The sequence below is a fragment of the Sporosarcina sp. Y838 genome (assembly GCF_056786515.1).
Genome location: NZ_JBXCJD010000022.1, coordinates 1 through 13,369 on the forward strand (window position 1 = coordinate 1; position 13,369 = coordinate 13,369).

Annotated in this window: 12 protein-coding genes and 1 rRNA gene; all 13 read right to left on the minus strand. The window is 43.0% G+C overall.

The genetic code is table 11. The annotated features are described in order from the left end of the window. Positions 1-64, minus strand: a 16S ribosomal RNA gene (locus tag AC1TO4_RS17250); the annotation flags it as partial. 451 nt (positions 65-515) lie between these two features. Continuing rightward, positions 516-2,006: a lysine--tRNA ligase gene (gene lysS, locus AC1TO4_RS17255; protein ID WP_482106336.1), complete on the minus strand. Its 1,491-nt coding sequence runs from the start codon at positions 2,004-2,006 to the stop codon at positions 516-518. Positions 2,007-2,375: 369 nt separating this feature from the next. After that, entirely contained in the window at positions 2,376-2,861 is a 486-nt protein-coding gene (gene folK, locus AC1TO4_RS17260; RefSeq protein WP_482103190.1) for a 2-amino-4-hydroxy-6-hydroxymethyldihydropteridine diphosphokinase, read from the minus strand. Beyond that, positions 2,858-3,226, minus strand: a complete 369-nt coding sequence (gene folB, locus AC1TO4_RS17265) for a dihydroneopterin aldolase (RefSeq protein ID WP_482106307.1) — start codon at positions 3,224-3,226, stop codon at positions 2,858-2,860. Before folB ends, folK begins: the two co-directional genes overlap by 4 nt. Positions 3,227-3,326: 100 nt before the next feature. Further along, positions 3,327-3,950, minus strand: a complete 624-nt coding sequence (locus tag AC1TO4_RS17270; RefSeq protein WP_482106308.1) for a GyrI-like domain-containing protein — start codon at positions 3,948-3,950, stop codon at positions 3,327-3,329. Between the two features lie 16 nt (positions 3,951-3,966). Then, positions 3,967-4,818: a dihydropteroate synthase gene (gene folP / locus AC1TO4_RS17275; protein ID WP_482106309.1), complete on the minus strand. Its 852-nt coding sequence runs from the start codon at positions 4,816-4,818 to the stop codon at positions 3,967-3,969. After that, positions 4,818-5,672, minus strand: coding sequence for an aminodeoxychorismate lyase (gene pabC / locus AC1TO4_RS17280; protein ID WP_482106310.1), 855 nt, complete (start codon positions 5,670-5,672; stop codon positions 4,818-4,820). The genes folP and pabC overlap by 1 nt, the downstream gene beginning before the upstream one ends. 15 nt (positions 5,673-5,687) lie before the next feature. Continuing rightward, a complete protein-coding gene (locus AC1TO4_RS17285; RefSeq protein ID WP_482106311.1) occupies positions 5,688-7,097 on the minus strand; it encodes an anthranilate synthase component I family protein in 1,410 nt (469 codons plus the stop codon). Between the two features lie 164 nt (positions 7,098-7,261). Continuing rightward, positions 7,262-8,188 (minus strand): cysteine synthase A, encoded by a 927-nt coding sequence (cysK, locus tag AC1TO4_RS17290; RefSeq protein WP_482106312.1) that lies wholly within the window; start codon positions 8,186-8,188, stop codon positions 7,262-7,264. 257 nt (positions 8,189-8,445) lie between these two features. Then, positions 8,446-9,369: a peptidyl-prolyl cis-trans isomerase gene (locus AC1TO4_RS17295; RefSeq protein WP_482106313.1), complete on the minus strand. Its 924-nt coding sequence runs from the start codon at positions 9,367-9,369 to the stop codon at positions 8,446-8,448. Next, positions 9,347-10,234: an Hsp33 family molecular chaperone HslO gene (gene hslO / locus AC1TO4_RS17300; protein ID WP_482106314.1), complete on the minus strand. Its 888-nt coding sequence runs from the start codon at positions 10,232-10,234 to the stop codon at positions 9,347-9,349. The genes AC1TO4_RS17295 and hslO overlap by 23 nt, the downstream gene beginning before the upstream one ends. A gap of 18 nt (positions 10,235-10,252) precedes the next feature. Next, complete coding sequence (locus tag AC1TO4_RS17305; protein WP_482106337.1) at positions 10,253-11,017, minus strand: type III pantothenate kinase; 765 nt, start codon at positions 11,015-11,017, stop codon at positions 10,253-10,255. A gap of 222 nt (positions 11,018-11,239) precedes the next feature. Then, positions 11,240-13,270, minus strand: a complete 2,031-nt coding sequence (ftsH, locus tag AC1TO4_RS17310) for an ATP-dependent zinc metalloprotease FtsH (RefSeq protein ID WP_482106315.1) — start codon at positions 13,268-13,270, stop codon at positions 11,240-11,242. Between the last annotated feature and the right edge of the window lie 99 nt (positions 13,271-13,369).

The following is a 13,369-nucleotide window of genomic DNA, read 5'->3' on the forward strand; positions in this document are numbered from 1 at the left end:
CGACTTGCATGTATTAGGCATGCCGCCAGCGTTCGTCCTGAGCCAGGATCAAACTCTCCATAATAGAAGAAAATGAATAGCTCATTTCTTGCTGACTAGAATCCGAAGATTCTTGTGTGTGTTTCTTTTCGCTCGACCGAAATCGACTTACTTCGAAACGTTTTGCTCAAGTGCGTTCACACTCTCGCGATATCTCATTGATGTTTTGCTGTTCAGTTTTCAAGGTTCATTTGGCGAGGAACTGATTTACTTTCCTCTTTATTTGTTTGCCGCTTGTTTCAGTGGCAACTCTTATATCATACCAAGCTATGTCGTCCGTGTCAACAACTAATTTCAATTTATTTTTTCAAGTTTTGACTAAACACTATGTGTCGGACTGGCAACGTTATCTAATATATCACCTGGCTACTTTTAATGCAACACTAATTTTGAATTAGTTTCATCTTTTTATCCAAATCTATAAAAAACGCTGTGTAATAGCCCTTTAATAGGCATTACACAGCGGTTAACTCCATTTATTCTTTCGGGCGCATTTGCGGGAACAGTAAGATGTCACGAATTGATTGTGCATTTGTCAACAGCATGACAAGGCGATCCACACCGATTCCAAGTCCTCCAGTTGGCGGTAAACCATACTCAAGTGCCTCGATGAAATCCTCATCCATGTCGTGCGCTTCATCATTCCCTTGTTCCTTTTCTACAAGTTGTGATTCAAAACGTTCACGTTGATCAATTGGGTCATTCAATTCTGTAAATGCATTCGCATGTTCACGTCGTACAATGAACAACTCAAAACGATCCGTAAAGCGGCTATCTTGTGCATTCTTTTTCGCAAGTGGAGAAATTTCAATAGGATGTCCATAGATAAATGTCGGTTGCACAAGTTGCTCTTCTACCTTCTGTTCGAAGAACTCATTCAACACATGTCCCACTTCCATCAATGGTTTAACTTCTACCCCGTGTTCTTTAGCTAATGAATGAGCTTCTTCTTTAGTCATCTCTTTCCAGAAATCAACACCCGTATACTCTTTTATCGCATCAGCCATATGCAGTCGTTTCCATCCTGGTGCTAAATCAATCACATCTTCTCCATACTGCACTTGCATCGTGCCGAGCACGTCCTGGGCAATATGAGCTACTAAGTTTTCGGTCAATTCCATGATGTCGTTATAATCCGCGTACGCTTCATATAATTCTATCATTGTAAATTCTGGATTATGGCGCGTTGAAATGCCTTCATTACGGAATACGCGTCCTATTTCATATACCTTCTCAAGTCCACCGACAATAAGGCGCTTCAAATGAAGCTCGATTGCAATCCGCATGTATAGTGTCATGTCGAGCGTATTATGATGTGTGACGAATGGGCGTGCAGATGCTCCTCCTGCAATCGCATGTAGCATCGGTGTCTCCACTTCAAGAAAACCTTGTCCATCCAAGTAACGGCGCATCGACTGGATGATACGACTTCTTAGAATGAATGTCTCTTTACTACCTTCCGTCGCAATCAAATCCAAATAACGCTGACGGTAACGTTGTTCTATATCTTTCAACCCGTGGAATTTCTCAGGTAATGGACGCAGCGCTTTTGTAAGGAATGTGAATTCTGTCGCTTTAATAGAGAGTTCTCCAACTTTCGTCTTGAAGATTGTCCCTGTAATCCCGATAATGTCCCCAAGATCTGTACTATTGTAGAGTTTGTAAGCATCTTCACCAATCGCATCTTGTCTTACGTAGATTTGAACCTGGCCGCCAAGATCTTGCAGATTCGCAAATCCAGCTTTTCCTTTACCGCGCTTCGTCATGATACGACCTGCAATTGTTACTGTATGAAGCGTTTCATCGAGGTCTTCTTTTGAAATCTCTTCAAAACGCTCCCGGATTTCATTCGATAGATGTGTCCGCCCGAATCTTGAGCCGAATGGGTCTAATCCACTTTCCCGTATATCTTCCATCTTCTGGCGTCTCACCAAAAGCTGATCGTTCATTTCATCCAAATGTGACATTTCTTTCACTCCTTCATCATTATCCGCTGCATAAGATAGCATGCATCTATTGTACACAATTTGCGCCACCCAAACACGTTTTACTTATTCACATCATCTAATAACACCAAGAATAACTGGTGTCTTGACGAAAAATCTCCAACTTTTAACTTATCCGTATCGAAAAAGGCTGCCACAACGCGTGACAGCCCGACTTATCCAGCGCAAACAGAACTTATACTCACTGCTACTTGATCACGTTTCATCATTTCATCACCAAAGCCGTTCATAAGGTTCGTTAACTCATCAGCCGTTTTCATTGTATTGACCATGTTACGGATTTTCTATTACCTATCTCGCCGACAGAACAGTTATGGTATATGGTATGTGTCATTCCCCTTCTTGTAGGAATTCATCAACTTCGTTAAGCTTCTTCCAAAGTATAACGCCTGTGTCTACCATCGAATCGGCAATTAAAGGAGCTATTTCTAGAAGAGGAATTAGAACAAATGCCCGCTCATGCATTCTCGGGTGCGGTACAACCAAATTCTCCGTTTCAATATTGTCGTTATTATACAACAGAATATCAAGGTCTACAGTCCGAGGACCCCACTTGACTTCACGAACTCGGCCAAGCTCTTGTTCTATACTTTGACACACTACCAACAGTTCATGTGCTGTTAAATCTGTTTCAACACGGATAACCAGGTTTAGAAAGTCTGCCTGATTTGTATAGCCAACAGGCACTGTTTCATAAATTGACGATATCGATGTAACCGTTGTGCCATTACTTACATGAAGCGCTCGAACCGATTCTTTCAAATGATGCAGCCTATCACCGATGTTCGAACCCAAAGAGAGGTACGCTACATTCATTGAAAGTGCCCCCTCGTAATGTCAACCGATACAGATGTATAATGGCCCGGAATCGGTGGATCCGGTTTTACAAGTATCACACGAACCCCAGTCACTTTATCTGCAAACATTACCAATACCCTTGTCGCAATATTCTCAGCAACTGTTTCGATCAATTTTACAGGCTCGCCTTCTATAATTGTCCGACACAAGCTATATACTTCAGCATAATTAACCGTTTTATCCAGATTATCTGTCTTTCCCGCTTCCGACAAATCTGTCGCAAGCGAAACCGTCGCACGGAAACGCTGACCAAGCCTTGTCTCTTCCGGTAGTGCACCGTGATAACCGTAAAACTCCAATTCGTTCAGATGAATATAATCCATACCGCATCCTCCTCGTATGACTGATAAAGCAATAGGGTGACCCGCCTTTAAGTTAGCGTACGTACACAACTTATTTACTTCCTCAATTAAATTACATTTCTTATTTTGAAACTTTAAATCTAAGCACAGTCTTTAATTTCTCTGGTGCTGTTCTTCTAGCGTCTGTGATATAGATTTCTCTATGACTTTTTTCAATTCGGATTAAACCTTGTTCCTCGCAATACTTTTCCATTATAGAAAACGTTGCTGGTTCTTTATCGTAACTACCATGGTGCATCATCTGAACAGATAATCCATCAGAAAACGGCTCAAGTGTTGCCGCATCGACTGGTATATGTTTCTTTTTGGCCCGCACGTTTTCAACAGCCCTTTGAAAAACTTCGCTCGTCACAAAGTCAGGCTGTCTGATCATTAATTGATAAACAAAATGATTTTTATCGAGGTAGTCCAACTTTCTTCCCTCTTCATCTAAATCCCAAATTCCCTCAAGCGGAAATACTGTATATTCATAGTAGTCTTTTGGTGTGTAGCGACTCTTTGGCATCATTCGAATACTGTAAGACAATGCATATAAAAGTTCCACGTTTGACCGGAACAAATCACTATCTGGATGTCCTTCACCCTGTACTTTGATATACAACTTTTCGATGTCATCGTAAATAGTGGGTGTCTGTTTTGGCAAATAGATTTCTTTATCCTCTTTTCGCCACTCATACTTCATCATTTAAAATGGACTCCTCCTATTGTTCGAAATCCGTTTTCCCAGTTAGCACATCCATCATTTTTGCCATACGGGCAATTTCTTTCACGTCATGCACGCGCACAATATGGCAGCCATGTTCGATTCCGTAGCAAACAGTCGCCCCTGTTCCTTCAAGCCGTTCCTCAACAGGCAAGCCAAGAACGCTTCCAATCAGCGATTTTCGCGATGTTCCGAGAAGTACTGGGTACCCCATCTCAGCTATCCGTTCGAGCCCTTGCATTGTCCATATATTTTGAATTGCATTCCGAACAAACCCGATACCCGGATCGAGCCAGATATTATCATGCGTTACACCTGCCGCAACTGCAATCCCTACACTTTCTTCCAAATCAGCGATAACTTCATCCATAAAGTTACCTTCGTACTCCGCCTTCTCACGATTGTGCATTAGAATAATGGGCACATTATGTTTTGCTGCAACGTCTGCAATATACGGTTCGCGTTTTGCTCCCCAAATGTCATTGATTATCCCTGCGCCCGCCAAGATTGCTTCCTCTGCGACGCCAGCTTTATATGTATCAATCGACACAGTGCATCCAAATTCTTTCGTCAAAGCCTTGATAATCGGAACCGTTCGTTCAATCTCTTCTTCCAATGAAATCGGAATATATCCTGGACGAGTTGATTCACCACCGACATCAATGATTTTTGCTCCATCTCGAAGCATTTCTCCCGCACGCTTAAGCGCAGCGTCAATGCGGCCATATTTTCCGCCATCTGAAAACGAATCGGGTGTCACATTCAAAATACCCATGATAACCGTTTCTTTTTTAAAATCCATTTTTACATTTCCAAACTGGTATGTATCACGTGCATGAATCAATTTCATTACCGATAACCTTCTTTCATATCATCTATCGCCCGCAAGTAGTATTCATGGAGCCTTTTATAAAAACCACCCGCCGCTCCCGGAAGCTGTATTTCTTCAATCATGGATAGGGGCACGATTTCCTGCACAGCGTTCGTTACAAATACCTCGTCAGCAGATTCCACATCTTCTTTACCATAAAACCCTTCATTCACAGTGATTTCGGCAGACTTAGCACTTTCTATGATAAACGCACGTGTCGTCCCCGGGAGAATCCCCGTTTCGATAGTCGGCGTAAATAATACGCCATCCTTCAACCAGAATACATTTGACGTAACTCCTTCAGCAACATAACCTTCAGCAGTTACAAAAAGACCTTCCATCTCTTTCAACGAAGATAGCTCCAGTCTCCCCTTTATATTGTTAAGGAAGTTGTGCGACTTATGACGTACCGTACTTTCTGGATTATTACGCGGCGTCTCAAGCCAGACTGCCCTCTTCTCCGTACCCCGAACAGTCGGAACCAATTCTTTTCTAAACAAAATAACGTTCGGCACTGCATAGGAAGAAGGTGCAAGACCGATATCATGGACTCCCGCCGAGACATTTAGCCTGAAATAGCCATCACTGCCGCCATTCAGTTCATCCAGTCTACTTACAGCAGCGAGAATTTCCATTTCATCGTAAGGCATCGAAATCCGATACTCTGTGAGTGCAGCATGTAGTCTATCCATATGTTTATCATACAAGAATACATTACCCTTATACGTTCGGAACGTTTCGAAAAAGCCAGCTCCATACAGAAAACCGTGATCGAAGGGTGAAATCTTTAACTCGTCCGCTCGCAGGAATTCACCATTCATCCAACACCACATAACGAACCTCCTATCTTACTTCTCCACCATCGCTTTTGCCTGCCAAAGCGCTTTTGCCTTATTTAACGATTCTACATATTCTGCTTCCGGCACTGAATCGGCGACAAGACCTGCGCCTGCCTGGATATGTGCAATGCCGTCCTTAATATAGACAGTACGGATGACAATATTAAGTTCAAAATCACCATTAAAGCCAAACCAACCGATTGAACCCGTATACAATCCTCTTCGCGTGGGTTCTAGTTCTTCAATAATTTCCATTGTCCGGAGTTTCGGAGAACCTGTGATGGAACCCCCTGGGAATACACCTTTGACAATATCAGCATTAGATATGCCTTCTGCAGCTTTTCCTCGGACGTTCGACACGAGATGCATCACGTGTGAATATTTTTCCACGACCATGAATTCATCTGTTTCAACCGTTCCAGTTTTACAAACACGTTCAAAGTCTTCTCGTTCCAGATCTACAAGCATAATATGTTCGCCCGTCTCTTTTTTGTTCGACAATAATTCAGCATGAAGCGCAGCATCCTCAGTTTCGTCTTTCCCCCTAGGGCGCGTACCACCAATTGGACGCGTACTCATTTCATCTCCACGCTTTTTCAGCAGTAGCTCGGGTGAACCCGAGACAACGGAGAATTCCGAGGACCCGATTGAAGCCATATAAGGAGATGGATTAAATGAGCGTAGCGCTTCATACATATCAAGCGGATTTGCTGTCAGCAATTGTGATTGCCTTACCGAGAGATTGACTTGAACAACATCCCCGCTTGAAATATAATTCTGCACGTCACGAACCATCTGCGCAAATTGCGGCCCCGTAACAGAAACAGCTAGATTTTTTTCACTAATAGAGACCTCTTTAGCATCCCCTGGCGCGAAAACTTGCTTGCTTATTCCCGCTAACGCAGCGGCTACCCAGTCGAATTCTAGCTCCGAGGGTTCTAAATCACTATCTGGGAGTGTCATGAAATAAGCCATTTCATTCTTACAATCAAGAACCGCCCAGCGGTCGAACAGACAGAAGAATAAGTCGGGTGTATCCAAGTCGTCCATTGTATCGTCTGGAATATTTTCATAAGTTCGGACATAATCGTAGCTTATGAAACCTATTGCACCGCCTTGAAAATCCGGCAGTCCAGGAATAGATTCAATTTCATATGACTGAACAAACTCATTTAGTAGTTCGAGGGGATCTCCTTCTCTTACTTCCTCTGTGCCATCACGCCAAATTAGTTGTAACTTTTTCTCGTTCAATGTCCGCAATGTAACAAGAGGGTCAATTCCCGCCATACATAATGCCCCGCCCCGTCCACTTTCAAGAAGGACATGAGTGTCATGCATATGAGCCAATTCTTTATAGCCATAGAAAAATTGTTCTTTCGTCATCGACAATGTTGTATAATCGATCTTTTGTTTGTGCATCCCAGTTTCCTCCCGATAACTTTAGTAACTTCATCTTACAGGGAAAAAGCCTTTTTACGCTATAATAATTAGCGTGAATTCCTTTTTTATTCGAAGAACATCTAAAACCAATAAAATTGAAATAAAAAAGAAGGTGCATTTTAGCACCTTCTAGCTGCATTTAATTATTCTTCGTCAAATTGATAAAGTGGTGTACTTAAGTAACGTTCTCCATTAGAAGGAAGAATCGCAACGACTACCTTCCCTTTACCAAGTTTCTTCGCAACTTGTAAAGCTGCAAAGATTGCCGCTCCTGATGAAACGCCACCCAGAATACCCTCTTCTCGAGCTGCACGTCTTGCCGTTTCATACGCTTCGTCGTTCGTCACTTGGATAATTTCGTTGTAGACTTCCGTGTCGAGAACTTTTGGAACGAATCCTGCACCAATACCTTGAATTTTATGTGGTCCCGGCTTACCGCCTGAAAGTACGGGAGAGTCTGTCGGTTCAACTGCGATAATGCTCACTTCCGAAAAACGCTCTTTCAAGACGAGACCCACTCCTGTAATCGTACCGCCCGTTCCAATTCCAGAAATGAATGCGTCCACACGGTCTAGTGCGTCGGCAATTTCAGGACCTGTTGTTAAGCGATGTATTTCAGGGTTTGCCTCATTGTTAAATTGTTGTGGCATAAACCAACCATTTTCCTTTGCTAGTGTTTCAGCTTTTCCAATGGCGCCCTTCATTCCTTCAGCACCCGGCGTAAGTACAAGATCTGCACCATAAGCCCGAAGCAAATTGCGTCGTTCAGAACTCATCGTATCTGGCATAACGAGAACCGCTTTATAGCCTTTTGCCGCAGCGATCATTGCAAGCCCAATTCCTGTGTTTCCGCTTGTCGGTTCGATTATCGTACTTCCTTCTTTCAAATCACCCGACTTTTCAGCAGCCTCAATCATTGCAAGCGCAATACGGTCTTTGACACTCGATCCCGGATTCATATATTCAAGTTTCAAATAAATATCCGCATCTTCTGCACCTGTCATTCTGTTCATTTTAACAAGAGGTGTTTTCCCAACTAAGTCTGCAATAGAGTTTCCAACTAACGTCATTTTTACCCTCTCCCAATCCCTACTAATTTGATATGTTTTATAATACTAATTTTACTACCATTATGTGAACATTGTCAACAATTGAATGCGCACAATATATATTCTTTTACTCCTCTTAAAGATTAACCCTCTGACAGACCAATAGTGCATAATGCCGTAACCAAGTCGAAATTCCTATCTAGAAGTTATCCTATTCCCGAAGACAAGAAAAGCTGTCCGGATATGCCGATTAAAGTCGACTTCCGGACAGCTATCTATCATTTACCGTAAAACCATTCCGCATCAAACTCTTCCCAGAACGCCTCCGGGTTAACCGCTTGTGGAAGTTGTTCAATTGCAAGCTCACGCCTAATATGATCTTTTACTTCTTTAAATTTAAAAGATTGCCCCTTCACTACCTCATTCACACGCAAAACCGAGTAAGTACCGTCACTCAAAGCTATTACATCACTTATCGTTCCTTCTTTCACTCCGGACACTGCTTCAACGATAGCCAAGTCAATTGAATCTGTCGAATCGTTGATATAGCCGATATCCCCACCAAGGCTTGCCGATGCAAGATCCGTCGACCGCTCTTTTGCAAGTACGTCGAAGCTTGAGCCTTTTGACAGTTCATCAATTGTCTGTTTTGCTTCGTCTTTCGTCGGAACAATAATAATAGAGGTTCGATAGGAAGTTTGGATATTATAAAGTGAACTATTTTCATCGTAATGCTTCTTAATCGCATCGTCTTTCACCACAATGTCTTTCGTTAACACTTTTTCAAGGATGAGATTGGAATGGATTTTTCGACGCATCTTTTCTTCATCTTGACCTGAAATGGAACGGCCGTCAACGGAACGGATAAGCGCCATTTCAAGGTTAATCTCCTTATCGGACACTTCAATTTCATACTGATCTGCAGCCACTTCCATCACCAAGTCATTTACTAGATCTAGGAGCGTTTCGCGACCCACTTCTTTTTCCATCGCAGTCATCCACTGTTCTCTTGTAATTGGCTTACCGGAAACCGATGCCACTACTTCATCTGTTTGCTTTGATTTGTTCGGCATAAGCCAACCTACAAACCAAAAGATATTAAACAGTAATAGAATTGCAATTAGGAGAACAAGTGGTTTCGTCTTTAGTTTACGTTTCAGTGAACTTTCCGTCCCAGACTCAGGCCCTCGATTGTATTTCATCGATAAAGCCTTCCAGCTCTTCTTTTGGATACACATACGTTTCCATACAGAAATGGCAATGCGCTTCAGCTTTTCCATCCTCGTCGATCATTTCTCTGATTTCCTGCTCTCCAAGGCCGATGATTGCATTACCAAATCTGTCTTTTGAACAATTACATTCGAATGAAACATCCATCTGATCTAGAATTTCCACATTTTCAGAACCGAGTACTTCATAAAGTATTTCCTCAGGTGTAAGACCACGGTTGATTAATGATGAAATTGGTTCGACATTAGCAATACGCTCTTCAAGTTGTACAATCGTTTCCTCCGATGCACCAGGCATAACCTGGATTATGAAACCGCCCGAGGCTTTAACTGTATTGTCAGGATTTACGAGAACACCTAGTCCGACTGCAGAAGGCACCTGCTCCGAAACGACAAAGTACTCCGTAAAGTCTTCAGCAATCTCGCCAGATACAATCGGAACCTGTCCTGTAAAGAAATCGCGAAGACCTAAATCTTTTACGACCGAAAGCATCCCTTCTGTTCCAACCGCACGTTTTACGTCGAGTTTACCTATCTCATTCAAGTCAAAATGTGTTTGTGGGTTCGATGCATACCCTCGAACTTCACCATGTGCATTTGCATCGATAACCATTGAACCAATTGGACCTTTGCCATCAATTTTAATCGTCAGTTTATCTTCGCCTTTTGACATGGCACCCATCATAACAGTCGCCGTCATTGAACGCCCAAGAGCTGCCGTTGCTGTCGGCCACATGCTGTGGCGGCGTTGTACTTCAGACACCGTTTCCGTTGAGCGTACCGCATATGCGCGGATTGTCCCATCAAATGCAAGTGCTTTTACTAAGTAATCTTTCATTTACTATATCTACTCCTTCTACATGTTTCTTTCGTATATTAGATGAAGCCCCTTTAGCGTTAGAAAGTTGTCAACAATATCAATAACTGTCGTCTCACTTGCAATAAGATCTGCAAGCCCTCCCGTAGCAATGACGGTAGGTTCATCCTTACTCTGTGCTTTCATACGGGCAACAATACCATCAACTTGTCCAACATATCCATAAACAATTCCAGCCTGCATAGCAGCTACAGTGTTTTTCCCTACAACATGCTCTGGCTTCGTGAGCTCGATACGAGGCAATTTAGATGCCCGGTCGAACAATGCTTCCAATGAAATTCCGATACCTGGCGCAATTGCCCCACCCATATACTCGCCTTTTTCATTTACATAACAATAGGTCGTTGCCGTCCCAAAATCAACAATAATCAGCGGAGTTCCATATTCATGTATTGCTGCAACCGCATTGACAATCCGGTCTGCACCAACCTCACGAGGATTTTCGTACTTGATATTCAATCCAGTTTTGAGACCTGGTCCAACAATTAGTGGTTTTTGATTGAAGTATTTTCTACACATTTGCTCCAATGGAAACATAACAGGCGGGACGACCGATGAAATGATAATGCCACGTACATCGTCAAAAGTTAGTCCGACATGTGAAAACATCGACTTTACTTGCATCGCATATTCATCTTCCGTCTTATGTCGATAAGTTTCCATACGCCAATGATGTTTAAGTTCTCCTTGTTCATAGACACCAAGGACAATATTTGTATTTCCTGTATCCAGCACTAGAATCATATTGGTTCCCCCGCTAACTTCGTCATTTTCCAACATATCATACCACATACCAAGCTATGAACAAAAGCAGAAGTGGCTTGAATGGCGACACGTTGAACAGGGCCACATAGAGGATGGGTGCAAGTTTAATCCTTCGCATACGGTTAGAATTCGGACATGAAGACATTAGTTTGCAACAAAAAAGCTGACTGTTTCAAAAGAAACAGTCAGCTTTCATAATTTTTAATCTCTGCGTTCTTCGTCGATTGGCCTAAGAGGTTGTTCGCCATCGGATTCTTTTCGTAAATCAACGATTGACGGATCCGTAGGTGCTCCAGTCGATTCAGAAATGACTACGTCATCTCCACTTTCTACTGCATCGATACTTTTCGGTTTATCATCTAAATTATCCAAGCCATAACGGCCATATGGACGATCTGGCAGTGTGCCATGATCTTTTAGATGATTAATTTGCTCTGCATCAAGTGTTTCGACTTCTAGAAGCGTCGTTGCAATTAAATCAAGCAAGTCGCGTTGTCCAGATAGAATTTCATGTGTACGAGCGTATTGTTCTTTGATAATACGTTGCATTTCTTGGTCGATTTCATATGCAATCGATTCGGAATAGTTTTGTTCAGAGTTGAAGTCACGACCAAGGAATACTTGCCCTTGAGACTGACCAAACTGCATCGGTCCGAGCTTATCGCTCATTCCGTACTCAGTTACCATCGAACGCGCGATGCCAGTTGCACGCTGGAAGTCATTGTGAGCCCCAGTTGAAACTTCACCGAGGACAATTTCCTCTGCAACTCGACCACCCAGAAGCCCTGATATTTTATCGAGAAGTTCGGGCTTCGTCATGAAGTAACGGTCTTCTTTTGGAAGCATAACGGCGTAGCCGCCTGCCTGACCACGAGGAACAATTGTTACTTTATGAACGATTTCAGCGTCATCGAGCATTAGCCCAACAACAACGTGACCCGCTTCATGGAATGCTACAATATCACGTTCTTTTTTCGATATGACGCGGCTCGTCTTCGCAGGACCCGCAATAACTCGGTCAGTTGCTTCGTCGATGTCAGACATATCGATTTTCGTTTTGTCACGTCTTGCAGCCACAAGCGCTGCTTCGTTCAATAGGTTTTCAAGGTCTGCTCCCGAGAAACCAGGTGTACGTTGTGCAAGTGCCTTCAAGTTGACAGTGTCATCAAGTGGCTTATTGCGCGCATGGACTTTTAGAACTGCTTCTCTTCCTTTTACATCCGGGCGACCAACTGTGATTTGACGGTCGAAACGTCCTGGACGAAGAAGTGCAGGGTCAAGGATATCCGGTCGGTTTGTCGCCGCAACTATGATAACCCCTTCGTTCTCACCGAACCCATCCATTTCAACAAGAAGCTGATTCAGTGTTTGTTCACGTTCATCGTGTCCACCGCCGAGGCCTGCGCCACGTTGACGGCCGACCGCATCGATTTCATCGATGAAAATAATACATGGTGCATTCTTTTTAGCATTTTCGAAAAGGTCACGTACACGTGATGCCCCGACCCCAACGAACATTTCCACAAAATCAGAACCTGAGATTGAGAAGAACGGAACTCCCGCTTCGCCTGCAACCGCACGTGCCAATAGCGTTTTACCTGTACCAGGAGGTCCAACTAACAGGATTCCTCTAGGTATGCGTGCTCCGACTTCGACGAATTTAGTCGAATCTTTCAGGAAGTCTACAACTTCCACAAGCTCCGCTTTCTCTTCGTCCGCTCCTGCAACATCAGTGAAGCGAACTTTTTTGCGATCGTCTGTATGAAGCTTCGCTTTACTCTTGCCGAAGTTCATAACACGGCCACCGCCGCCACCTCCACCTTGCGCCTGGTTTAACAGGAAGAAGAATAGAATGAAGATGATGATGAACGGTAAAAGACCGGTAAAGAAAGAAACCCATGCGCTTGCTACAGGAGTAGGCAAGATATCAATTTCAGTATTGGTTTTCGTAGCAAGTGAACGGATGTCATCTTGTATAGCAGCATCGTTCAGAACATTTGTTACGAATTCTTCACCTTCTTCATACCCATCCATTTTACCCCTCACTTCAAGGACGAGCTGGACTGGCTGTAAACTTACTGTTTCCACTTTACCCTCTTCCAAAGCAGTTATAAATTCATCGTAACGAATCTCTTTCTGTTTTGGGTTTGTGTTGTTTAGTGAACTGAATATCCCCATTATCGCAAGAAATATCAGTCCGTATAATAGAAAGTATCGAAGTATTCGATTCATCCCAAGCCTCCTCATTTCATTAGACAGAAAACTAGTGTAAATCTTATCATAGGTATGATTCACCTACAAAGGAAATGCCTTAGCTAAATGAATTTTTCG

Bases quoted from the DNA above. Each gene is read 5' to 3' on its own strand.
- folK (WP_482103190.1), bottom strand. From the start codon at position 2,861: ATGAATGTAGCGTACCTCTCTTTGGGTTCGAACATCGGTGATAGGCTG.
- folB (WP_482106307.1), bottom strand. From the start codon at position 3,226: ATGGATTATATTCATCTGAACGAATTGGAGTTTTACGGTTATCACGGT.
- ftsH (WP_482106315.1), bottom strand. From the start codon at position 13,270: ATGAATCGAATACTTCGATACTTTCTATTATACGGACTGATATTTCTT.
- folP (WP_482106309.1), bottom strand. From the start codon at position 4,818: ATGAAATTGATTCATGCACGTGATACATACCAGTTTGGAAATGTAAAA.
- pabC (WP_482106310.1), bottom strand. From the start codon at position 5,672: ATGTGGTGTTGGATGAATGGTGAATTCCTGCGAGCGGACGAGTTAAAG.
- AC1TO4_RS17285 (WP_482106311.1), bottom strand. From the start codon at position 7,097: ATGCACAAACAAAAGATCGATTATACAACATTGTCGATGACGAAAGAA.
- AC1TO4_RS17305 (WP_482106337.1), bottom strand. From the start codon at position 11,017: ATGATTCTAGTGCTGGATACAGGAAATACAAATATTGTCCTTGGTGTC.
- AC1TO4_RS17270 (WP_482106308.1), bottom strand. From the start codon at position 3,950: ATGATGAAGTATGAGTGGCGAAAAGAGGATAAAGAAATCTATTTGCCA.
- lysS (WP_482106336.1), bottom strand. From the start codon at position 2,006: ATGTCACATTTGGATGAAATGAACGATCAGCTTTTGGTGAGACGCCAG.
- hslO (WP_482106314.1), bottom strand. From the start codon at position 10,234: ATGAAAGATTACTTAGTAAAAGCACTTGCATTTGATGGGACAATCCGC.
- cysK (WP_482106312.1), bottom strand. From the start codon at position 8,188: ATGACGTTAGTTGGAAACTCTATTGCAGACTTAGTTGGGAAAACACCT.
- AC1TO4_RS17295 (WP_482106313.1), bottom strand. From the start codon at position 9,369: ATGAAATACAATCGAGGGCCTGAGTCTGGGACGGAAAGTTCACTGAAA.